Origin of the sequence: Pseudoalteromonas luteoviolacea CPMOR-1 (assembly GCF_001625685.1) — a bacterium.
Lineage (GTDB): Bacteria > Pseudomonadota > Gammaproteobacteria > Enterobacterales > Alteromonadaceae > Pseudoalteromonas > Pseudoalteromonas luteoviolacea_K.
Genome location: NZ_AUYC01000095.1, coordinates 1 through 23,430, shown reverse-complemented (window position 1 = coordinate 23,430; position 23,430 = coordinate 1). Strand labels below are relative to the sequence as shown.

Genomic DNA, 23,430 nt, shown 5'->3' with positions numbered 1-23,430 from the left:
ATGAAGGGGTGAGCAATGCTTGCCCTCAAGATTAACTCCGACAGGAGAGCTAAGGTGAAAGACTTACTTAAGTTTCTGAAGCAACAAAATAAGACCGAAGAATTCGATGCAATTCGCATTGGTCTTTCTTCGCCAGACATGGTTCGTTCATGGTCATACGGTGAAGTAAAGAAACCTGAGACAATCAACTACCGTACTTTCAAGCCTGAGCGTGACGGCTTATTCTGTGCCCGTATCTTCGGCCCAGTAAAAGATTACGAATGTTTGTGTGGTAAATACAAGCGATTAAAACACCGTGGTGTTATCTGTGAGAAGTGTGGCGTTGAAGTTACACTAACTAAAGTGCGTCGTGACCGTATGGGTCACATTGAGCTTGCTAGCCCAGTTGCGCACATTTGGTTCCTTAAATCACTACCGTCTCGTATCGGTTTAATGCTTGATATGACACTTCGTGACATCGAACGCGTACTTTATTTCGAATCTTTCGTAGTAACAGAGCCTGGTATGACAACGCTTGAGCGCGGTCAGCTATTAGGTGAAGAAGAGTACCTAGATGCACTTGAAGAGCACGGTGATGAGTTCGAAGCTAAGATGGGTGCAGAAGCTGTACTTGATCTACTTCGCGAACTAGACCTTGGTCAGCTAATCGCAGAAATGCGTGAAGAGTTACCTACAATTAACTCTGAGACTAAGCGTAAGAAAATTACTAAGCGTCTTAAGCTTATGGAATCATTCCACCAATCAGGTAACAACCCTGAGTGGATGATCATGAGCGTGCTACCAGTACTTCCACCAGATCTACGTCCACTAGTACCACTAGATGGCGGTCGTTTTGCGACTTCAGATCTGAACGACTTATACCGTCGTGTTATCAACCGTAACAACCGTCTGAAGCGTCTATTAGACTTAGCTGCACCAGACATCATCGTACGTAACGAAAAGCGTATGTTACAAGAAGCGGTAGATGCATTACTAGATAACGGTCGTCGTGGTCGTGCGATCACGGGTTCTAACAAGCGTCCACTTAAGTCGCTTGCAGACATGATCAAAGGTAAGCAAGGTCGTTTCCGTCAAAACCTTCTTGGTAAGCGTGTTGACTACTCAGGCCGTTCTGTAATCACAGTTGGTCCAACGCTTAAACTTCACCAGTGTGGTCTTCCGAAGAAGATGGCACTAGAGCTATTTAAGCCATTTATCTACGGTAAGCTAGAGCGCCGTGGTATGGCGACTACCATCAAAGCTGCGAAGAAGATGGTAGAGCGTGAAGTACCAGAGGTTTGGGACGTACTTGATGAAGTGATCCGTGAACACCCAGTTCTATTGAACCGTGCTCCTACACTTCACAGACTTGGTATCCAAGCATTTGAACCGGTACTAATCGAAGGTAAAGCAATCCACCTACACCCGTTGGTGTGTGCGGCGTATAACGCTGACTTCGATGGTGACCAAATGGCGGTACACGTACCGTTGACATTAGAAGCACAGCTTGAAGCACGTGCACTAATGATGTCTACAAACAACATCCTTTCACCTGCAAGTGGTGAGCCTATCATCGTTCCTTCACAGGACGTTGTACTAGGTCTTTACTACATGACGCGTGATCGCATCAATGCGAAAGGTGAAGGTATTGCGTTTAAAGATCCGAAAGAAGCTGAAAAAGCATACCGTACAGGTAGCGCAGAGCTTCACGCACGCGTTAAAGTTCGTCTAACAGAGACAATTGTTGATGAAGAGACTGGCGAGCGTTCGGAAAAAACTCATGTTGTTGATACAACAGTAGGTCGTGCGATCCTGTCATTGATCATGCCAAAAGGTCTACCGTTTGAGCTTATCAACAGAGCACTTGGTAAGAAGCAGATCTCTGGTCTTCTTAATGAGTGTTACCGTCGCCTAGGTCTGAAAGACACCGTTGTGTTTGCTGACCAAGTGATGTACACAGGTTTCCACTACGCGATGAAGTCAGGTGTATCTATCGGTATTAACGATATGGTTATCCCACCTACTAAGACTGAAATCATCGAGCGCGCTGAAGCTGAAGTTGCTGAAATCAACCAACAGTTCCAGTCTGGTCTTGTAACTGCGGGTGAGAAATACAACAAAGTTATCGATATCTGGTCACGTGTTAACGAAAACCTTTCACGTGAAATGATGGCGAACTTATCGAAAGACACAGTAGTGAATGCACAGGGTGAAGAAGAGCAACAAGACTCTTTCAACTCAGTATTCATGATGGCCGACTCGGGCGCACGTGGTAGTGCAGCTCAGATCCGTCAGCTAGCGGGTATGCGTGGTCTAATGGCACGTCCAGATGGTTCAATCATCGAGACGCCAATCACAGCTAACTTCCGTGAAGGTCTAAACGTACTTCAGTACTTCATCTCGACGCACGGTGCACGTAAAGGTCTTGCCGATACCGCACTTAAGACTGCGAACTCGGGTTACCTAACTCGTCGTCTAGTAGACGTTGCACAAGATTTGGTTATCAACGAATCAGATTGTGGTACGTTAGAAGGTCTAGTAATGAAGCCGCTAATCGAAGGTGGTGACGTTGTAGAACCACTTCGCGAGCGTGTTCTAGGTCGTGTTGTTGCTGAAGACGTATGTAAGCCAGGTACTGACATCGTACTTGTTGAGCGTAACGTAATGCTTGACGAAAAACTGTGTGACCTTTTAGAAGAACACTCAGTAGATGAAGTTAAAGTACGTTCTGTAATCACTTGTGAAAATGACTTTGGTGTTTGTGCATTCTGTTACGGTCGTGACCTTGCACGTGGCCACATCATCAACCCAGGTGAAGCAGTCGGTGTAATCGCTGCTCAGTCAATCGGTGAGCCAGGTACACAGCTTACGATGCGTACGTTCCACATCGGTGGTGCGGCATCAAGAGCATCTGCTGAAAACAGCGTACAAGTTAAAAACAACGGTAGCATGAAGTTACACAATGCAAAATATGTATTGAATACTGATGGCAAGATCGTTGTAACTTCACGTTCGACTGAAATCACGGTTATCGATGAGCAAGGTCGTGAGAAAGAGCGTTATAAAGTACCTTACGGTGCGGTTCTTTCTGTACAAGATGGTGCTGAAGTTAAAGGTAATGATATTGTTGCTACGTGGGACCCGCATAGTCACCCAATCGTTATCGAACACCAGTCAAAAGTATCGTTCAGCGATATCGATGACTCAAACACAGAAGCACAGACTGATGAGCTTACTGGTCTAACGCGTGTTGTTGTTAAAGACTTAGCTAAGGTGAATGCAAAAGAGCCTAAGTTAATCATTGAAAACGAAGAGCGTGGCCTACAAGAAATTCGTCTACCTTCATTCACCACGATTGAAATCACAGACGGCGCAACTGTTCAGCCGGGTGACGTGTTAGCACGTATCCCGCAAGAAGGTTCGAAGACTCGTGATATCACCGGTGGTCTACCTCGAGTTGCTGACTTATTCGAAGCACGTAAGCCAAAAGATCCTGCAATCCTTGCAGAGATCACAGGTACTGTGAGCTTCGGTAAAGAGACGAAAGGTAAGAAGCGTCTAGTGATCACACCTGAGCAAGGTGATGCTTACGAAGAGATGATCCCGAAATGGCGTCAGCTTAACGTGTTCGAAGGTGAACAGGTTGCTAAAGGTGAAGTGATTGCCGATGGTCCTGAGTCTCCACATGACATCCTACGTCTACGTGGCGTGACTGATGTATCGAACTACATCACGAACGAAGTTCAGGAAGTATACCGTCTACAGGGTGTAAAGATTAACGATAAGCACATTGAGACGATCGTTCGTCAGATGCTGCGTAAGTGTATCATCATCGACGGTGGTGACACTGAGTTCCTAGCAGGTGAGCAAGCTGAAGTTGCACGCGTTAACATTGCTAACCGTGAACTTGAGAAGCAAGGTAAGATCCCAGCGAAGTTTGAAATTCAGCTAATGGGTATTACTAAAGCGTCACTAGCGACTGAATCATTCATCTCAGCAGCATCGTTCCAGGAAACAACTCGTGTCCTAACTGAAGCAGCTGTAAATGGTAAGAGTGATGAGTTACGTGGTCTGAAAGAAAACGTAATCGTTGGTCGCTTGATCCCAGCAGGTACAGGTTTTGCGTATCACCAAGATCGCATCAACCGTCGTAAAGAGAGCGAGCTACCAGCTGAAGAGCAAACAGTAAGTGCAGAAGAAGCGTCGCAAGCGCTGACAGATGCACTTAATGCTGACCTACTAGGCGGAAACGAGTAAGTTTTCCACTCTAGTGTAGAAATTTAAGCCACCCAGCAGGGTGGCTTTTTTTATGCGCGCAACTTTTCTAAAGACATGGGTCAGTTTGTTTGACTGATATTCAGCATTTTGTAATGTTAACGATCCATGATCATTACGCCTCAAAAAATAGAGCGTCCTTAAGCTTCCTTGCACTTTTTCTCTGCTACTTAATTGTCGTCAATCTCTCTTGGTCTGTAAATTTAACTTGCGCTGAGTTTCATACAAGTATCGGTATTCCTATGTAGGTAATACATGGTAGTCGGGCCCTAACTGTACGTAACTACTAGATCCCAGCTCAGTATTCTTCATGTGAACTTCACTCAGTTTATTGCACCTTGCCACAAGTTGTCCTTTGAGTATTTGGACAGCTTTAGCAGGTAATTCGTTTTGATATATATCCGTTTGTATGTGCTCTACTAACGTCAATGCCGGTACTTATGATATCCGCAACATTGCACTGATGAAGGCGTGCGCCTTTTTCTTGCTTGTACAGGTCAGCGTTACTTTGCGTAATCTCAATATCCCCTCAATCTTCCTAGAACGATAAGGCCTCTATCACCTTGCCTTGTTTAGTATGGTGTATCTCTTTTAGCATACTTTTTCATGCCTCATTGACACACGGTGTATGAGCAAAAAGCGCGAAAAGGGTATATAGGCATCTGTTTTCGTGAGGAGGAAACATGCTGAGTTAGATGTGCTCTTTCTTTTAAATACCGCACGTATTTAGTCACTAAACATACGGTGTTTTAATCATTGGGATTGATCAGCGGCAGCCAAGCTGGTTTATTTAGTCAACTTTAAACCACATCTTTTCTTATTGTGCTAGGTGTTTGGTGTTGTTAGGCAAGCATCATGTGTACGCATCAAACAGTGCTCTGGATAAATACAGCATACAGTTTACCAAGGGAACACTTGGCAAAGTAAATGGACCACTGTCTTAAATTGCCAGATATCCACTTCGTTAAGTTCGCTACCTTTTTATCGTGTCAAGCATGCTTAAACAAGCGTTTCAACTACGCGATATATTGCGCATAAGATAGGTGATGATACCTTGGGCATATCTTGTTTTTAGTTGCGCTATGAAACAAGGGTTAGCCAGTATGAAGTTACCCGCCTTTTTGTATCACAGGCAGTTAAGTTATTTTTGCCGTAGTGAAGTCAATCTCATTTTCTGCCGTGTGATAGGTTGCAGATAGCGCGAAAAAAGAAGCGATATGACTCAGAATTTATTGATGTACAGAGAATAATGAAGCGCAATGATAGTGCAGTGGTATTTTGCTTATTCCAGTACAATAAATAGTATTCATATGAGCCCTATTCATGTTGAAAATTAGCTGGCTTTTTGTTTAAACCCACCCATATACCCAATCAGTTCGAATTTTCCCCACAATCCTCAGAGTCTCCTGTACAGATCAAAGCCTCAAAGGCGATGAATTTTTCAATTTAAAAAATCTATCCAGTACAAATTTTAATCAAAAATCAATTAACAAAAATAGTTATAAATAAATAACGCAGGGGAAAATAGGGGTTAACTTGCTGATTTAAATAATAAATAGAACTTATTTTCCGAATAGAAAAAAAGTTTGATTTTTAACCTATTGAACTTTTTTGCGGGCTGGCACTACTATGGAAATGAAATTTGTTCCACTTGTTGGGCCACTATGAGTCACCAGCAAGTAAACACAAAAGGAAACTTAGTATGAAATGTGATATTTCGCATAAAAACGCGAGTCTTGGTGTTGCATTTATTCTGTTAAATGTACTCAGTGTGGACGCTGCGAATGCTTTAAATGCGAGTTGTTCTGCCAAACTTCAGGTTAGGCATTTTCAACCGCAAATTTGCTACAGTGAATTTAATCCAAATAGCTGTACGGATGTATGTGCATCGGCGACACCTTCGTCTATGCCACAGTGTTTCAAAGAGGTCGCGTTGCCTTGTGACGTCGTGACACAGATGACTGCGACTGCCACAGGACACCAACAAGAGGGGAGTGACACTTGGTTTCATGTGAGTGATTTGCTTGACTATTCAACCTTGATAGGCCAAATGAACGTGTTTCAAGCATCTTTATTTGGAGAGTTATACCACGAATATATTGCTATTCCTGGTGACTTTGGCTTTACCCCGGCAAGTGATGAATTACGCAAGCAAAACTTCAGACTTGATCTGTTAGAAAAGATAGACAGAGAGTCATCAGCGCTTAGATATGCCGCGGTATATCGACGTTATTCATTGGGACTTGAACTAGAAAAGAGACTCGATGATTTACTTGCGCAAATGATGGTAGATATCGACAGATTTCCATACTTTTCAAGTACTGAGAAAACGTCACTGAAGTCTGAATTGAATAACAATGTCGCAAGACAAGTAAGATTGTGGACCCTGTTAAAGCGCTATAGCTTAACGCGTATTTCAGATAGCCGTCTTAGCTATTTAAATCGCAGGCTAAGCACATACGCTACTTTACTAGAGCAGCTGCCGGCAGATTTGCAAAGCAAAATGCTCGATAAGTCTGCTGTGTTGAATAAGTATGTCGACACATCATTGGCGAAGTGTGAGCAGGGTGTTTGCTTTAATGAAATCGTCGCGCCGTCAACGACGCCATTTTATCCAAGTTTTGATCAGCAGCTTTCTCATTATGAGCATTCACTGACGGCACTGGCTAACGAAGCGTCTGCATTGACCTATGTATATAACGGCGATTATCAAACAACGCCACCTGATCAATTAAGACAGCCTGATTTGGCCGGTTTTGTGAGTCGTAAGCTCGCTGAATACAAAGCACAGCGGACAGACGTCAATTTGGAGCGCTTAGCAACGGCTATCAATATTGCGTATCTGTCTCAAAATTTGACGGGTAAAGAAACACTCACACAGCTAACTCAAATAGCAGATGTGACCAACAACGTCGGACTTGCAACTTTAGAGACCCTAGACAGTCAGCCGATTCTGTTATGTAAAGAGTTTCAGAATATCAATCCTGAGATGAAGCAGATTCAAACAGAAAGCTTTGAATTAGGGAATCGAGCTGACGATATCATCTATTACATGCTGGATAATGGTTTCAGCGATGTTTTGATGGCTGAGTTGGAATCCATCATTCGCAGAATGGAGACGTTAGCTTATCGAAGTCAAGTACTTGCCAATGTCAGACAGTTTGATGAAGACCGTGTGGTATCAGTGAATTGGCACTTATTTGAACCCTCTGAAATGACCAGTGAGAAGTCACTTATTGAAATAGAGTACTTCGATTATAACGGGATGTTTTGGACACCAAGAATGCCTGTAGGACTGTTGGAGCTGTTTCCAGCATTACAAGGACTGGCAACATCAACAAACTCATTGTTGCCAAATGCGATTGGAGTGAATTCACCATCCAATAACTTGCAATTAAAAATCAGACAATCTGCATTCCACGGATGTTCTGAGAATAATAATCAAATCAATATGGTAGTGAAAATCACCGATGAGCTGGGAGTCATCAGCCGTCAGGTATTAACAGCAACCCTTGACCAGATTTAAGTTCAATTAAAGGAAAAAATAATGAAAGCTTTATTACTAGCGACCTTGTCACTGACAGGGACGGCGGCAGCGCACGCCTTTCCAGTAGAGGTTTTTAATGCTGAACAGCAATGTCAGTCTCGTACAACTTCGACGGGAGAGCGCTTTTTACCACCGTGTAATTTTAGTGGGAAAAGCATCTTTGCACAGAAAAGCAACAGTTATGCCAATGGCAGTATCATTGAAAACGGCCTGTACAAGACGTTACTAAATTACACATTTGAATGTGAATCTATGCGTCCTCTGTCAGTGCGTTACACCTTGTCAAATGGTGATGGTTCATCTGTTTCGAACCGTATTGCTGGGTCTCGCACTTATGAGCCTAACTCAATTGAGCTGACTCACGGTAACCAAGACTCTGTAGTGAGCTTTAGCAGCTTAGATGGCGCAACAGGATTCCAAGCGATGAAACCGGGTTGTAAGTTAGAGGTTCAGCAAATGGTGAAATACCCAGAGCCGCGTTACTTCAGCGCAGTTGCCTCGCACCTTGTGTCATTCAATTTACATTTAGAAAGAATGGCCAGTTTAGCAGTACCTTCAACAGGCCACACAAACTTACTAGCAGCAATTGATAATACCGTTGCCACGTTAGAGTTTATGCAGTTTGACATTGAAGACGAAATCCTAGCGGAAGATCTACGAGTGATACTTGAAGATCTCACCTCTACGAAAACTTATTTGGAAGCGAATTGCGGTAGCGGCTCATATAGCAGCTTGTGTACACAGCAGCTGGCTAATTTACGCGGCGCAGTGACATCAGCATTAAGCTCAAATGAAATCGACATTGCTCAGTTGTACAACTATCTGAACTCTCAAGCTAATTGGCTTGCTGATAAGTATGTCGGTCGTGACCGTTCGATTATCCAAGGCGCAGTAAACAAACTTAGCACAAGGCTTTAAGTGCTAATTACTTTTAACAAAATTCAATAAACTAATAAAGGAAATAACAATCATGTACGGTAAATTACTCGCAACAACTGTTGCAGTTGCAGCAGCGCTAGCACATTCTTCTGCTTTCGCACTACCAGACGCTACTTCAGGGAACCCACTAAGTGCGATTGGCGTGGCAACGCCTGCAGGTGTCGGTGATGTAGTTCGAGATCACAAAAATGATCGTCTACTACATGTTGGCCCTGCCAATAACAAAGAGATCATCGGTGACTATTTTGAAATCGGTGGAGGCCCAAGCTGTTCTTCTTACGTCAATATGAAGAATCAGTTGCACAACCTGCCTGTTTCAAAGGCACAAGTACAACAAGCACTTGATAACGATGAGTTTTACAGTAACTACTTCCAATTGACAGTAGCTATTCCTGCTAAAAACTTGAAAAAAGCCAAAGAAATTGGTGATAAGAATGCTGAAATCAATGCGCTTGCGCTTGAAAACGGTGCGGTTATCGACCAGTACAACTCACTGAATTCAATTTGGGTTGGTCTAGCGGCTGATAAAGCGCTTAGTGACAAAGAAGTCGCGTCTTTGCGTACACAGCAACAAGATGCAACAAATATGTGTATTGTAACCAATGCAACGGACCCAGTAAGAATGTCTGAGTGTATTATTGCTCAGATTAACAAATTTACACCGCTGATCAGTACGGCACAGGCGAAGTCTGACGCAATTTCTGCTGAGCAGGACAAAATTCGTACTGACTTCTATACAGTTCAAGGTTTATATAAAGCGTATACCGATAAGTTAAATCGTTTAGATACTCAGCTTAGTTTTGTTAAAGATCTCTATGGCTTCCAGTTGATGATTGCTAACAATGCCTATGACCTTGAGAAGAAAGCAGTTGACGAAGCGGGTCGCATGGTTGCAGGTGAAGCGGTTGCTGGATACAACTTGTTCGATGACGAAGCTCGTATCCTTTCGAATGCAGTTGCTGGTAAAGGCTATGAAGTTAGAGAGCTTAGTGTATTTGATATCCGCTTGAACTCAGGTGTAAGTAAGGAAAATGTAAACATCCTAGGTGGCGATAACGCACCACTTTACAGAAAGAATGTATGGACTTACCCAGCAAATACTGTAATTAACTTCGGTAAGATTGGTGATAAAGCCATGCCATTTGAGCGTGAAACAGTCGGCGATTTCGTTCACTTTGATGCGACGACTTGGGATTCACTGGGCGCAGGTAGCTTTAACTTCAATGTAACCAAAGATGCACGCTGTGGTTCATACACAGAAAATACAGAACGCTCTTACACGTATACCGACAGTAACGGCATCAAAGACAGCTGGACAGTTGTGACTGATGAATATGTTGCCAATGGCAATGATGCTGTTTTTGCAACCAATATCGGCCTTACATATAACTACTATGCATATCCTGGCAAAATCGAAGGTGAGTGTTCTATCGACGTCGATCGCATGAATTCATACTGGAGAAACACTGGTAAGTCTAAAGGCTGGAGCTGGTTCAGATCTAAGACTCGTAGCTGGGACCATATCCGTGAATCAGCACGTGAAAACTTAGGCATGGAATGTTCACTGAGTGCGGTACCAGAGTCTAACGACCCTGTTGAAGCAGCACGCTTAGTTGAAGAGCTAGAGTCACAACTTTACACAGATATGTGGCAAATGTTCTTGGCAACGTATGCTGAGTCTTATGACTTAGTTGTAACTGACCCAGAAGTAACAGATGCAGGTCAGAGCACGGTAGGTGCACAACTTGGTGATGGTCTGAACAAAGTTTGTCCTCGAAACAAAGTATGTCAAGTTGCTAACGTTGTTCTGAGAGTACTAGACACCATCGGTGGCTCTAAAGCTCAGGGTACGACATCACACACTTCAACTACATACGGCAAGATCTGGAGACGTTACTCGAAAGAATCGTTTAATGTTTTCCAAGGTAGTGCGCTAATTCAAGCAAAAGTATGTGTTGATAAAGCTAGCTGTAAATAAGTCATCACAGTAGAGGGGGACGCCCCCTCTTTTTTCCACCCAATTGATTTAGGATTTTTTATGAAGGCAAAAGTTGTTATTACATTGTTGTGTGCAGCGGCAGCCGGTTATATCGGTACGAGTTTATATACACCGGAAGAAACGCAACAAGTCCAAAAGCAGCCTGTAGAGCAGGAGAAAGAGCAGTTACCAGTGGTTAAAAATGAAGTTGTTGAGCAGGACATCGAGCCTGTAATTGAAAATAAAAGAGCGGCCGAAGAGATTGTCGCAGAGGCAGAAGCTTACAAAGGCACGACCACACTCATAGAGCAAGCGCTGAGTGAGGACAAGAGCAAAGAAGAACATTACTACGATTTCATTGTTACTCACTTTCCGCAGCTTGAGGAGCAAGTGAATGATTACCGTGATGCGACGCGTATTCAAAATGAGCGTATTTCCTCATTACAGGCGCTTGTAGAGGAAAGAAACAAGCAAGCATTGGCCTCTGGCGAAGCGAGTTCAGGGGTAGATCAACAGATTATGTACGAGCGAGAGCAGTTAATTGCACAGGCAAAAGAGTTGGGCCGTAAAGGTGTAGCACTGAATGAAGCGGTCAGGTTAGCAGCTCAGAATTAATAATACGGAAAAGGATTAATGTCATGGTATTGAAAAATGGTTTACCTATATCTTTGTGTGCTTTCTTAGCTGCATGTGGCGGCTCTACGAGTGCACAACCTATGTCTGAAAATGCTAATGTTGCTAGCAACCAAGTGCCTGTTGCAGTTATCACAGCCGACTCTGCAAGTTTATTGCTAAATAGACCGCTTCAGTTTAATGCTGGTCAAAGTTATGACGCAGACGGTGATGCGCTGAGCTACGAGTGGAGTTTAGTAAGAGGCGTTGACAGTATTCCGGTCGCATTGTCGCAGAATCATGGTTCAGAAGTATCGGTACTGCTTACAGACAATGACAGCTATGTGCTAACTCTGACTGCAAATGATGGTCAGTCAGTGAGCGAAGCAGCGTCTTTTGAGTTTACGCCAGAGCAAACTGTTATTGCATCGGCAGGCCGAGATTTAACCGTCAAGCAGGGCCAGTTAGTTTCACTTGATGGTAGCGCAAGTAAGTCATTAGATGGCGTGATCACCAGTTACAAATGGCGGATCCTCTCCAAGCCAGAACACAGCAATACAAAGATTTTTAGAGATAAGAGAGTAAAAACGTCATTTGTGGCGGATCAGGTAGGCCAATACCTTGTCGAGTTAAAAGTTGAAAATGAGTTTGGTGATATTGCTACGGATACGTTACAGATCACCAGTGACGCGCTCAGCGAAAATTCCGCGCCGGTTGTTGTGATCAAAGAAGCCAAGGGCGAGTTAAAACTCAATGAAGTGGTCAGCCTTGATGCTTCCGAAAGTTATGATCCAGATCGATTTGACCGTCTAACATTTGCATGGCAAGTGCTGTCTCAGCCAGTTGATGCGGATGTGACTTTAAGCGCCGTATCAGGTCCACAAGTGAGCTTTTCGGCAGCGACTTTGGGTAGCTACGAAGTGGCTGTGCAAGTAACTGACTCTAAAGGTGAAATGACTCAAGCCGTGTACACCTTTACCGTAACGACAGATAATTTACCGCCGATTGTAGATCTCGGTTCGGACAGCAATGTACGTATTGCGCCAATCACGCTTACATGCGCATCTTGTTATGATCCTGAAGGTGAGCTACTTACATACCAATGGCAGCTCCAAAGTCGACCTGCACAAAGTAGCAGTGAAATATTATCGGCAACGGAAGCATCTGCGCAGTTAAACCCAGATGTTGCTGGTGAATATGTGGTTGCACTGACAGTCTCTGACGGTGTGACAGCAGTGACTTCTAAACCACGCACTTTCTTTGTTGACGATAACCAAAAGCCAACGGCTAAAATCTCTGCCCCTGAGACAGTATTCATTGGTGAACCTGTTGTGCTAGATGCAACACAGAGTGTTGACCCGAACAATGACCCACTGACTTTTGAGTGGCAGGTAGTTGACGCTGCCAGTGACATCCTCTTGCAAACAGAAAATGGTAAGGCTTCTTTCACGCCGTCTGTAGTCGGTCATTATACCGTATCTGTGCGCGCAAATGACGGACAGTATTTCTCTGACCCGGTTACGCACACCGTCAATGTGACGGAAAACTTATCGCCAGTAATTACATTCGTTAACGAAAAACCACGTGCGATTGAACTAGGTAGTGAAGCACAGTTTGATGCGTCAGGCAGTTATGACCCTGAAGGTGATGTACTGAGCTACCAATGGTCTTTAGATAAACCTGCAGGATCGACAGCACAATTATCAGCGGATAACTTAGCAACAAACAGCTTGCTGGCTGATATGGCTGGTAACTATACGGTACATCTACAAGTGAGTGACTCAGCGGGCAATACGAGTCGCAAGTCTATTGATGTGACAGTAACAGATCCAGTGTCTTATATAAGTGGCACAGTCACAGCAAGACTGCTTAATTCACTCAATAAGCCAGTTGCAAACGCTGAATTAAACATCAACGGTGTACAGCACTTCACTGATGATATGGGCAGACTAAATGCTTGGGTAGAAATTGAAGAAGGTAAAGCGCTAGAGGTAAGCACACAAGATAGCCGTTTGGCATCTTCTACGTACACTGCGCCGTCAATCACACAGAATAACTTCCTGGTTGAAATGGGTGATGTGTTTGTAGCTATGTTACAGCCGGTGGAAGTCAAACTATATACTTGCCCACAATATACAGGTCCTGAGGTGATAGAAGTAGGTTATCGTCTGCTGTATACAATACCAGAGTCCAGTAAGTTACCAACGACGTATGATCAAAAGGTACGTTTTACGCTAGACCAAAGCGCTAAAGCAACGAGTTCATTTAGCTTGCCGGCTACAGCCCAGTATGAACTGTATGTGGATGATACTTTGCAAGTGTCAGGTAATCAACGATTCAGTGTGTACTATTCAGAAAGCATTGCTTCGCGAGGCTTTTTAAGCATCTGTAATAAATAAGATTAAACCAAAAATATAGGGGATGGACGGGGCATTCCAAGAGAGAATGCGCCGACTGCTGTACCCATAATAAATACTAATTAAAAAGATAAAAAGAGAAATCAACATGAATAACAAGACAGTATTTGCATTTGTATCAGCGCTTTCAGCGCTATCTTTTCACGCACTAGCAAGCGATGTTGTGGCAGCTGGTAATGTGGTGAGCGCACAATCTGCGACTCAAACATCAGCAGCTATCGATGAACCATTTCGCCTTCCACCAGATTATTGCTGTAATTATCGTCATGGCGAGCCTATTTCTTTCTGCCCTTATCCGTACAGCGAGCAAGAAACAGTGTCTATGGAAGAAATGATGAGCGCAGCATACGCAGTCGTTCAGCCTCAGCCTATTTATATTGGTGGTTCGCGTTATACATTAAACAAGTCAAATTTCACGCCAATTTATGAAACGCGCACGATTTTTGAGCCTTGTTCCTATGAGCCAATTGTATACAGAGTATTGACTGGCTATGAAGCAACCTTTGCTGTGGATGGTGACTTTGGACAAGACCTATTCTTCGACATCAGTGGTCGCTCAAACAAGTCAATGACTTTAAAGGCATCATGTGGTTCATTCAGTGCATCTGATTCAGGTACTAAGTGGGTACTTTCGAAATCACAAAATACGGCCAGAAGCTGTAGACAGATGACGCTGAAGTACACCTTCTCAAACAGCGCTGCACCAAGTTATATCGACCTAAATATCATGATTTCTGAGCAGCTGTAAACACTAAAAACCTGTGTAGTCTGGCCTCTATCATTTGATGAGGCCATAAGAGAGTTGCGTCCTGGTAGCAGGATGCAGCGGTGAGTACTGAGTCGATAAACATATTTAGGGATGGTTACATGAAAAACATAACTTCTGTGATGCTGCTTCTAATGTCTGTAGGGACTAATGCAGTGGCTAGCCATGATGATACTCCACTGCAACGTGATGTCGATTTACTTAGCGATGTACTGAGCGGTGTGCCAGTTGAACTGTCTCTGCAGGATATCAAAACGCTCAGCTCAATGTCGGAAGAGCAAATACTCAGTGCCGCACGGGCAGTCGTAAGACCTGAACCCGTTTATATTGGTGGAGCACGCTATACCCTAGAGCGTTCAAACTTCACACCTATTTATGAAACGCGATTTATTAAAGTGATTTTTGGGATCAAGATCCCTATTACTTACCTAACTGGTTTAGAAACGAGCTTTGCTGTTGATGGCGACTTTGGCCAAGGTTTGTTTTTTGATATTGGCGGCCGCTCGTCTATGCCAATGACCTTGTCCGCATCATGCGGTTCGTTTAATGCCACTGACTCTGGCTCAAAATGGTTGATTTCGAAAAGACAAAATACGAGAGGAAGTTGCAAGCACATGAGGCTGAAGTTTTCACTCGATAAACCGACGTTTCCGAATAATTTTGACGTGAATCTAAATATCATGATTTCAGAACAACTGAATTAGTTCGACGTTCCCCTTACTGATTTCAATGAGGGTGAAGAGCGAATCAAGGTGAGCAATAGAGATTGCTCTATATAAAAAAGAATATCAAAAGAGAAAAAGAATGAATAAAAAAATGATATTAGCTCTGCTTTCAGGGGTGACTTTGCTGTCATTTCAAGCTAGCGCCGATGAGGTTTTTGATGAGCAATTTACACTGAGCACGTCAAAGCCGGGCCTTAATTATGATAAAAATTTTGACAAGTTTTTTGGCCCATATACGTTCGCAACAAATGATCCGGTCGTTGATTGCTGCGATGTGCTCAGGGCGATGTGTCGCTCTGCAACGCCGAAGCTAACATTAGGTCGCAGTGCAACAGGGGACATTGTTGCGCCTGGTCCCATATACGTTGGTGGCGCCCGTTATAAGATAAATTTATCAAATTTAACACCTGTTTATTATTCGCAATATCCAGGCTCATGCGGGTATTTGGTTGGTTATACAACGACGTTTCCAGTTGATGGTGATTGGGGTCAAGATCTGTATTTCGATCTGAGTGGTCGTTCAAGTAAGGACATGAGTGTGAGCGCTCAATGTGGATCATTTAGTGCCAGTGACTCTGGTGATAAGTGGGTGATCTCACGACAACAAAATACAGGTGGAAGTTGTAAAGACATGACATTGAAATTTAAGTTTTTTAGAGGTCTACCGCCTGCTGACTTTAGTTTTAATGTAATGATTTCAGAAGAATTTTAATGATTCGAAAAATACATTGGCTGAATGCGCTTTTGCCTTGAGTTTGTGTAACAACACATCTTTTGTCGCAAGTGACTAAGCCGAGTTTACAAACACAAAATTTATTAATTTATATAAAAATAAAAGGAAAGTTCTATGAAAAAGCTAACTACTGCGATGTTGTTTTTAATGTCGCTTGGTGCACATGCAGTCGAGCCTATCTATGTAGGTGGTGAGCAACACAGCTATACAAAAAGTGATTTCACACCTGTTATTGAAGGTGGCAAAGTCGTTTCATATAGCCTAGAAGTGCCTGTTTTGGTTGATGCCTATGATGACTTTATTGGCGGATATCCAGAGCTAATTTTTGACGTCAGCGGTGAAGCAAACGGCACTACCAGTGGCTCGCCTTTACTAGTGGGTATGTCTGTTGAGTGCTCTGGCACAGATATTGGCTACGATGCCGATGTTGCATTTGAACGTCGTGGCATGGTCATTCCTGCACGTTTTTCAATATACAACCGTAAAGTGACACATGGTACTTGTAAGTCATTGAAAATAAACGTGAGTAAAACTGGGCATTCAGCAGCAGATAGCTCAGCGGTGATTGAGAATTTAAACGCTAACTTAATCATTTATTTAAATCTAGGATTCTAAGTTCTTAAGATCTTGATCTTATAAGATAAAAAGTTAATTGGAGCTAACCTGCAGGTAAGTGGATGCCGTGGCGAGACCGTATGCATGTGATTTTAGCGCACGGATCTTCCCACTTGGCTCCTAACCTATTGAATTGGTTAGTTTGATATGAGGTGACACAGTGATTGCTGTGCTTCCCCATCATGGTTTAGGGAAAATAAACATGAAGTTAAAACAAAACCTACTGTTACTTGGTGTGTTATTTAGTTGTGCAGGTAGCGCAGCAGCCGCAAGTACAGTGAAAACACTTAATGTCGGTGCTGAGCCTTTAGCATTGAATATAGCAGATTTTACACCCGTGACGACTGTGTGGGCTGGTCGAGAAGTCGTGACTGGCTATGAGGCGTTAATTGATGTAACAGGCGCGAAATCGAAATTATTTTTTAATGCCCAAGGTGAAGTGGGTGCGCGTTGGTTCGCGTCAAACTTTGGTTTGGTAACAAAGGTAAGCTGTAGTGGTGTACCAGTAGGTATGAGTAAAGTCTACGGTAAACGTGTTGATAATATATCTAGCCCTGCGCAGCCTTCTATATCAGAGCTACGTGAAGGCGTGGAAAACTGCTCGCAGCTGAAAGTGGAATTGCTTAAAGAAGGCACTGTGAGCCGACAATTCTATACCCGCATTCAGGATATTTCTTTCACTGTGTCGATTAATGCTGTTGAGCCTATTCAGGGAGTGCTGTGAGATGTTGAAAACAACGATGATAAGTGCAGGTTTACTTATGCACAGCGCCATGGGGATGGCCGCAGAGTTAAATACCAGTTTTACAGAAGCCGATATGGTACTTCAAGACGGCAGTTATACGCTAAACATTCTTAACTCATTGCCAGTAAATGCCTCCGTCTTTGAGTTGAGCTTACAGGCGTCAGGAACGGGTGATTACAGTTCTGAATCAAAATCAGTATGTACACAATTTCAGGGTAGTGAGTGTATGGGTGCATACGTCGATACACTACATAGTGAATTACTTTATGAGGTTGAGGTAGAGGTTCGCTGTGATGGGCAGGTTTTATTTACGGATAGACAAAATCGCAGTGAATTTACAAATGAACCGCTAGCGAGTCAAAGCAGAACTGTGTCGTTTGATACGGCATTTGTGAAGTTACAGCCGGTAACCTGTCAATCTATGGAGCTTCGTGTCGCAACACTAACCAATGGCAAAACAAATAAAGTGCAAGGCACGATTCGTTTATCTAACACGACATCTCAATCATCTACAACTCAGTATGGGGTAATAAAATGAAAAAACTATGTATCTTGGCGAGCTTATTAGCTGCATCACAAGTCTATGCGGCACCTGTTGATGTAGGTGGCGCCGTTTATGAACTTAACTTTGCTGATTTCACTCCGATCACAGAACCTTATGCAGGGCAACAGGCTGTTGTTGCATATGAAGCGAAAGTGAACGTAGATGGTGATTTTGGTCAAGACCTAAACTATCGCGTTGGCGGTAAAGTATTTACGCGATGGTTTGCAGGAAATATGGCCGCTACGCTGTCAGTTTCTTGTGAGACTCCAGGGTTAAATAACGCCATTTTCATTGGCGAAAACATGGACTTTGGCATCAGGTATGCGGGGGTGTCTTATCTTGCAAAGCCGGCGATTTCTGAAGTACTAAACACCGGTGGTAATTGTCAGCAAATGACAGTACGCATTGATAAAGAAGGACACTTAAGCAGGCAGTTTTATACTCGCGTGACTGATTTGTCATTTACAGTCCAGATTGTTGAGCAATATCCTCGATAATTTAGAGCATTCCTTGCGGGGATGAATAATACAAGGAGACCGGAATGAAACATATATTACTACTGGGCAGTTGTTTGTTGTCATCAGCGGCTTTTGCACTCCCGACTTTATTTGTTGGTGAGGCCGTTAATATTACCAAAGATGATGTGCAAGTTATAAAACAGCTATATAGGCAAGAAGGTGGCGTCAATAAGTATGCAGAGACGGCATATGAAGTAGAAGTACCAGTGTATGGTACTTGGGGGCTGACAGAGCTGGATGTGCAACTAACGGGTGACATCGCATCTGCTTGGTATTCATCTAACTTTGCAATGAAGGTGTCAGTTTATTGTAATGATGAGGTTGTGCAGACAGATAGTTCATATGGCTTACGTCATGATAGATCAAGCTATGTCGTTAAACCGCAAATTCGAGTTGAAAATCACCCAATCAATGCTGGGTGTGAAACGGTGAAAGTCAGAATGGACAAGGTGGGCAGCTTAGCGCGTATGTATTACACCGACATAGCAAGTATCGATCTAAGACTTTATGTAACCAGTAAGTTTTAACATAACGGTCTTATTCACCTTGTTATGAAGTAATCAACAACCCGCATTTATAAAAATGATGCCTCAGCACAGCAGCCAAACTGGCTGAGGCATAAAATACGGGATTATTTGGAAAAGTTTGAAATTTAAAGCTAGGCGCTTAAGAAGCGATTAGTCATAAAAAGCTATTGCGTATAACTATAATTAAGGAAAAAAACAATGCAATTTAAAAAAATATTCAGCGGTATGTTACTAACGTTAGCAGTGGCAAATGCAGTATCAGTACAAGCAGCTCCTGGAGATATCATTCGGCCTCCAGTAGAGCCATGTGCATATGGTGCTGACCCAGTTTTACTCTCTGCACAAGAGCAAACGTTAAATGGTGCGGAGCTAGCTGAGTCGGATTTCATGGGGATGTTCTCTAGTCGCTCAATCTATATCGGTGGTGAGCGTCATTCATTGACCCAAAGTGACTTTAGTGTGCGTACGGTGACTGAAACCTACTATTGCCCTGGCTTAGAGCCGCTGGTTGTTCATAGAACAGTTGGTTTAGATTTATCTTTACCAGTGTATAATGACTTTGGCCAAAAGCTTTATTTTGATATTGCAGGTAGAGCGTCAAGAAATATGCAGATGAGTGCATCATGCGGCACATTCAGCGCGTCTGATAGTGGTGACAAGTTCTATGTATCTCAAGGTGCTGTTACGGGCGGTAGTTGTGACCAGTTAAATTTATCATTTGATTTTTCGCGCTATTACACTACTCCAAGTTTATCATTGAGTGTAATGATCTCTGAAGAGCTATAACTTCTAAATATCACTAGACAGGGGGTGTGAAAGTACACCTCTTGTTGACTGTGGAGATCATGGTACAACCTTAACTATGATGTTGTATCTGTTATATGTGTGTTTTCCCCTTCTCTTATCTCGCATGATTAACCTTTTCAACGTCGTATTGTCTAAACTTTATGCTACATAAATTGGTAATGAAAATATGATAAATCATTGCCCCTCGTTAAAACGCAAACCTTAAACGGATCAGATAAGCTGTGTAAATAGTTAGAGACGGTAAAAATACCTTCTTCCTTACCTAAAGTTAGCGTTTTAGCGCAGTTTTTATTGACAGGTTAATCTTTGCTCATTAAAATTCGGCCACCCATTTATTCGTTCCATAAAAATGGAAGGAAAATTTGGGTCGATTTTATTTTTTCAGTAGTAATTTTAACTAATCAGGAGCTATTTAATGGCAACTATTAACCAGCTAGTACGTAAGCCACGTCGCAGCAAGGTTACAAAGAGCAACTCTGCTGCTCTTAAAGCTTGTCCTCAAAAGCGTGGTGTATGTACTCGTGTATATACAACTACACCAAAGAAACCAAACTCTGCATTACGTAAAGTAGCGCGTGTTCGTCTTACGAACGGTTTCGAAGTAACTTCATACATTGGCGGTGAAGGCCACAACCTTCAAGAGCACAGTGTAATCCTTATCCGTGGTGGTCGTGTTAAAGACTTACCAGGTGTGCGTTTCCACACAGTACGTGGTGCGCTTGACTGTGCGGGTGTTAACGATCGTAAACAAGGTCGTTCTAAGTACGGTGCAAAACGTCCTAAGGGCTAATGGTTCTCCGTTAGTAAGGCCAAGCACTTAAGTTTTAATATTGAATAATTTGTTTTGGGTATTCGTTGAAAAAAACGAACCTGAAGATATCGGAGAGATAAAATGCCTAGAAGACGCGTAATAGGTCAACGTAAAATTCTTCCAGATCCGAAGTTCGGATCAGAACTTCTTGCTAAATTCGTTAACGTAGTAATGTTAGACGGCAAGAAATCTACTGCTGAAAAAATCGTATACGGTGCGCTAGACGTGGCTGCTGAAAAATCAGGCAAGTCGCACCTAGAAATCTTTGAAGCTGCACTTGAAAATGTACGCCCTGCGGTTGAGGTTAAGTCTCGTCGTGTTGGTGGTTCTACATACCAAGTACCAGTTGAAGTACGTCCAGTTCGTCGCAACGCATTAGGTATGCGTTGGTTAGTAGACTCTGCACGTAAGCGTGGCGAGAAATCAATGGGTCTTCGTCTTGCACAAGAGATCCTTGACGCTGCGGATAATAAAGGCACTGCGGTTAAGAAACGTGAAGACGTTCACCGTATGGCTGAAGCGAACAAAGCATTCGCTCACTACCGTTGGTAATCTGCCCAAGACCTTTAAGAGGATATTATGGCACGTACTACTCCAATTGAGCGCTACCGTAACATCGGTATTTGTGCTCACGTAGATGCAGGTAAAACCACCACAACAGAACGTGTACTTTACTACACGGGCTTATCTCACAAAATTGGTGAGGTACATGATGGTGCTGCAACTATGGACTGGATGGAGCAGGAGCAGGAGCGTGGTATTACCATCACTTCTGCTGCGACAACGTGTTTCTGGAAAGGTATGGATGCTCAGTTCCCTGAGCATCGCATCAATATCATTGATACTCCAGGACACGTAGACTTTACTATCGAAGTAGAACGCTCTTTGCGTGTACTTGATGGTGCTGTTGTTGTTCTTTGTGCTTCATCAGGCGTACAACCACAAACAGAAACTGTTTGGCGTCAAGCCAATAAATACGAAGTTCCTCGTATGATCTTCGTTAACAAGATGGACCGTACTGGTGCAGATTTCTTGGCAGTTGTGGATCAGGTGAAAGACCGCCTTGGTGCGACACCTGTGCCTATTCAGTTACCAATTGGTGCTGAAGACGAATTTAAAGGTGTTATCGATCTCATCAAAATGAAAGCCATTAACTGGAACGAAAGTGACCAGGGCATGACTTTTACTTACGAAGAGATCCCGGCAGAACTTCAGGATTTAGCTGAAGAGTGGCACTCTCACTTAGTTGAAAGTGCAGCTGAAGCGACTGAAGAACTAATGGACAAATATTTAGAAGAAGGTGAGTTGAGCGAAGAAGAGATTAAATCTGCGATTCGTCAACTAACATTGAGCAACGAAATTGTGCCAATGTCATGTGGTAGTGCATTCAAAAACAAAGGTGTTCAAGCTGTGCTTGATGCCGTGATTGAATTCATGCCTTCACCAACCGAGGTTAAAGAGATTCAGGGTATCCTTGAGGACGACTCTGAAGCTACTCGTCCAGCAAGTGACGACGCGCCGTTTGCGGCGTTGGCGTTCAAGATTGCGACAGACCCGTTTGTTGGTACATTGACTTTCTTCCGAGTTTATTCTGGTACAGTTGGTCAAGGTGACTCTGTCTATAACCCTGTTAAGGGTAAGAAAGAGCGTTTTGGTCGTATTGTTCAGATGCACTCAAATTCGCGCGAAGAAATTAAAGAAGTTCGCGCCGGTGATATTGCTGCTGCGATTGGACTTAAAGACGTTACCACTGGTGACACGCTTTGTTCTCAAGATTCAGTGATCACTTTAGAGCGTATGGAATTCCCAGAGCCAGTGATCTCAGTAGCGGTAGAGCCGAAAACAGTCGCTGATCAGGAAAAAATGGGCATTGCGCTAGGTAAACTAGCAGCAGAAGATCCGTCTTTCCGTGTTGAAACTGACGAAGAGTCAGGCCAAACGATCATCTCTGGTATGGGTGAACTTCACCTAGATATCATTGTTGACCGTATGAAACGTGAATTCAACGTTGTATGTAACGTTGGTAAGCCGCAAGTGGCATACAGAGAAACCATCCGTGGTTCTGTAGAAGCTGAAGGTAAGTTCGTACGTCAATCTGGTGGTCGTGGACAATATGGTCACGTATGGCTGAAATTGGAACCAATGGACTTTTCTGATGAAGACGCACCAACTTACGAATTCGTTAATGAAATCGTAGGTGGTACGGTTCCTAAGGAATATATCCCAGCGGTTGATAAAGGTATTCAAGAGCAAATGAAACAAGGTGTGCTTGCGGGCTATCCTCTGTTAGGTGTGAAAGCGACGTTATTTGACGGCTCTTTCCACGACGTTGACTCAAACGAAATGGCCTTTAAGATCGCCGGTTCAATGGGCTTCAGAAATGGTGCTTTAGAGGCGCAACCAGTGCTTTTAGAACCTGTTATGAAAGTTGAAGTCACTACCCCTGAAGAAAACATGGGTGACGTAGTAGGCGACTTAAATCGTCGTCGCGGCATGATCGAAGGCATGGAAGACGCTTTTGGTGGTCTTAAGCTTGTCAATGCACAAGTACCGCTGTCTGAAATGTTCGGTTATGCAACTGATTTACGTTCTGCAACGCAAGGTCGTGCTTCGTACTCAATGGAATTCTCCAAGTACGCAGAAGCGGCGAAAAACGTTGCCGACGCAATAATTGCAGCTCGCGCTGTTAAGTAATTTTAGTTCGGTCCGGTCTTAGGACTGGACTTTAATTTCTTTATAGGAAATTTTAAAATGGCAAAAGAAAAGTTTGAACGTTCGAAACCGCACGTAAACGTAGGTACAATCGGCCACGTTGACCACGGTAAAACAACTCTAACAGCAGCAATCACTAACGTACTTGCAAAAGTATACGGTGGTGAAGCACGTGACTTC

19 protein-coding genes are annotated in these 23,430 nt (G+C 43.3%); all 19 read left to right on the top strand.

Annotated features, from left to right (window positions below):
• Positions 1-54 precede the first annotated feature (54 nt).
• Positions 55-4,236: a DNA-directed RNA polymerase subunit beta' gene (gene rpoC, locus N473_RS24910; protein ID WP_063370300.1), complete on the top strand. Its 4,182-nt coding sequence runs from the start codon at positions 55-57 to the stop codon at positions 4,234-4,236.
• 1,720 nt (positions 4,237-5,956) lie between these two features.
• Complete coding sequence (locus N473_RS24905) at positions 5,957-7,780, top strand: hypothetical protein (protein WP_063370299.1); 1,824 nt, start codon at positions 5,957-5,959, stop codon at positions 7,778-7,780.
• Between the two features lie 21 nt (positions 7,781-7,801).
• Positions 7,802-8,719 carry a hypothetical protein gene (locus N473_RS24900; protein ID WP_063370298.1) on the top strand — a complete coding sequence of 306 codons (918 nt, stop codon included), beginning with the start codon at positions 7,802-7,804 and terminating at the stop codon, positions 8,717-8,719.
• A 52-nt stretch (positions 8,720-8,771) separates the two neighbouring features.
• A complete protein-coding gene (locus N473_RS24895; RefSeq protein WP_063370297.1) occupies positions 8,772-10,718 on the top strand; it encodes a hypothetical protein in 1,947 nt (648 codons plus the stop codon).
• A gap of 60 nt (positions 10,719-10,778) precedes the next feature.
• Positions 10,779-11,333, top strand: coding sequence for a hypothetical protein (locus tag N473_RS24890; RefSeq protein ID WP_063370296.1), 555 nt, complete (start codon positions 10,779-10,781; stop codon positions 11,331-11,333).
• Positions 11,334-11,356: 23 nt separating this feature from the next.
• Positions 11,357-13,729: a PKD domain-containing protein gene (locus tag N473_RS24885; protein ID WP_063370295.1), complete on the top strand. Its 2,373-nt coding sequence runs from the start codon at positions 11,357-11,359 to the stop codon at positions 13,727-13,729.
• Between the two features lie 106 nt (positions 13,730-13,835).
• On the top strand, positions 13,836-14,495 hold the full coding sequence (locus tag N473_RS24880) for a hypothetical protein (RefSeq protein WP_063370294.1): 660 nt from the start codon (positions 13,836-13,838) through the stop codon (positions 14,493-14,495).
• Between the two features lie 119 nt (positions 14,496-14,614).
• Positions 14,615-15,217, top strand: a complete 603-nt coding sequence (locus N473_RS24875) for a hypothetical protein (protein WP_063370293.1) — start codon at positions 14,615-14,617, stop codon at positions 15,215-15,217.
• A 100-nt stretch (positions 15,218-15,317) separates the two neighbouring features.
• Positions 15,318-15,950, top strand: a complete 633-nt coding sequence (locus N473_RS24870) for a hypothetical protein (protein ID WP_063370292.1) — start codon at positions 15,318-15,320, stop codon at positions 15,948-15,950.
• A gap of 135 nt (positions 15,951-16,085) precedes the next feature.
• On the top strand, positions 16,086-16,586 hold the full coding sequence (locus N473_RS24865) for a hypothetical protein (RefSeq protein ID WP_063370291.1): 501 nt from the start codon (positions 16,086-16,088) through the stop codon (positions 16,584-16,586).
• Positions 16,587-16,788: 202 nt separating this feature from the next.
• On the top strand, positions 16,789-17,310 hold the full coding sequence (locus N473_RS24860) for a hypothetical protein (RefSeq protein WP_063370290.1): 522 nt from the start codon (positions 16,789-16,791) through the stop codon (positions 17,308-17,310).
• A 1-nt stretch (position 17,311) separates the two neighbouring features.
• Complete coding sequence (locus N473_RS24855; protein ID WP_063370289.1) at positions 17,312-17,869, top strand: hypothetical protein; 558 nt, start codon at positions 17,312-17,314, stop codon at positions 17,867-17,869.
• Positions 17,866-18,372 carry a hypothetical protein gene (locus tag N473_RS24850; protein WP_063370288.1) on the top strand — a complete coding sequence of 169 codons (507 nt, stop codon included), beginning with the start codon at positions 17,866-17,868 and terminating at the stop codon, positions 18,370-18,372. The genes N473_RS24855 and N473_RS24850 overlap by 4 nt, the downstream gene beginning before the upstream one ends.
• 44 nt (positions 18,373-18,416) lie before the next feature.
• The gene (locus N473_RS24845; protein ID WP_063370287.1) at positions 18,417-18,920 is read left to right on the top strand and encodes a hypothetical protein; all 504 of its coding nucleotides are present in this window, start codon (positions 18,417-18,419) and stop codon (positions 18,918-18,920) included.
• Positions 18,921-19,118: 198 nt separating this feature from the next.
• A complete protein-coding gene (locus N473_RS24840; RefSeq protein ID WP_063370286.1) occupies positions 19,119-19,706 on the top strand; it encodes a hypothetical protein in 588 nt (195 codons plus the stop codon).
• Between the two features lie 436 nt (positions 19,707-20,142).
• Positions 20,143-20,517: a 30S ribosomal protein S12 gene (rpsL, locus tag N473_RS24835; protein ID WP_010387308.1), complete on the top strand. Its 375-nt coding sequence runs from the start codon at positions 20,143-20,145 to the stop codon at positions 20,515-20,517.
• Between the two features lie 102 nt (positions 20,518-20,619).
• On the top strand, positions 20,620-21,090 hold the full coding sequence (gene rpsG / locus N473_RS24830) for a 30S ribosomal protein S7 (protein WP_039611450.1): 471 nt from the start codon (positions 20,620-20,622) through the stop codon (positions 21,088-21,090).
• A 27-nt stretch (positions 21,091-21,117) separates the two neighbouring features.
• Positions 21,118-23,232 (top strand): elongation factor G, encoded by a 2,115-nt coding sequence (gene fusA / locus N473_RS24825; protein WP_039611449.1) that lies wholly within the window; start codon positions 21,118-21,120, stop codon positions 23,230-23,232.
• 57 nt (positions 23,233-23,289) lie between these two features.
• Positions 23,290-23,430 (top strand): GTP-binding protein (locus tag N473_RS26060; protein ID WP_231099494.1); only part of this gene is annotated, 141 nt, incomplete at its 3' end.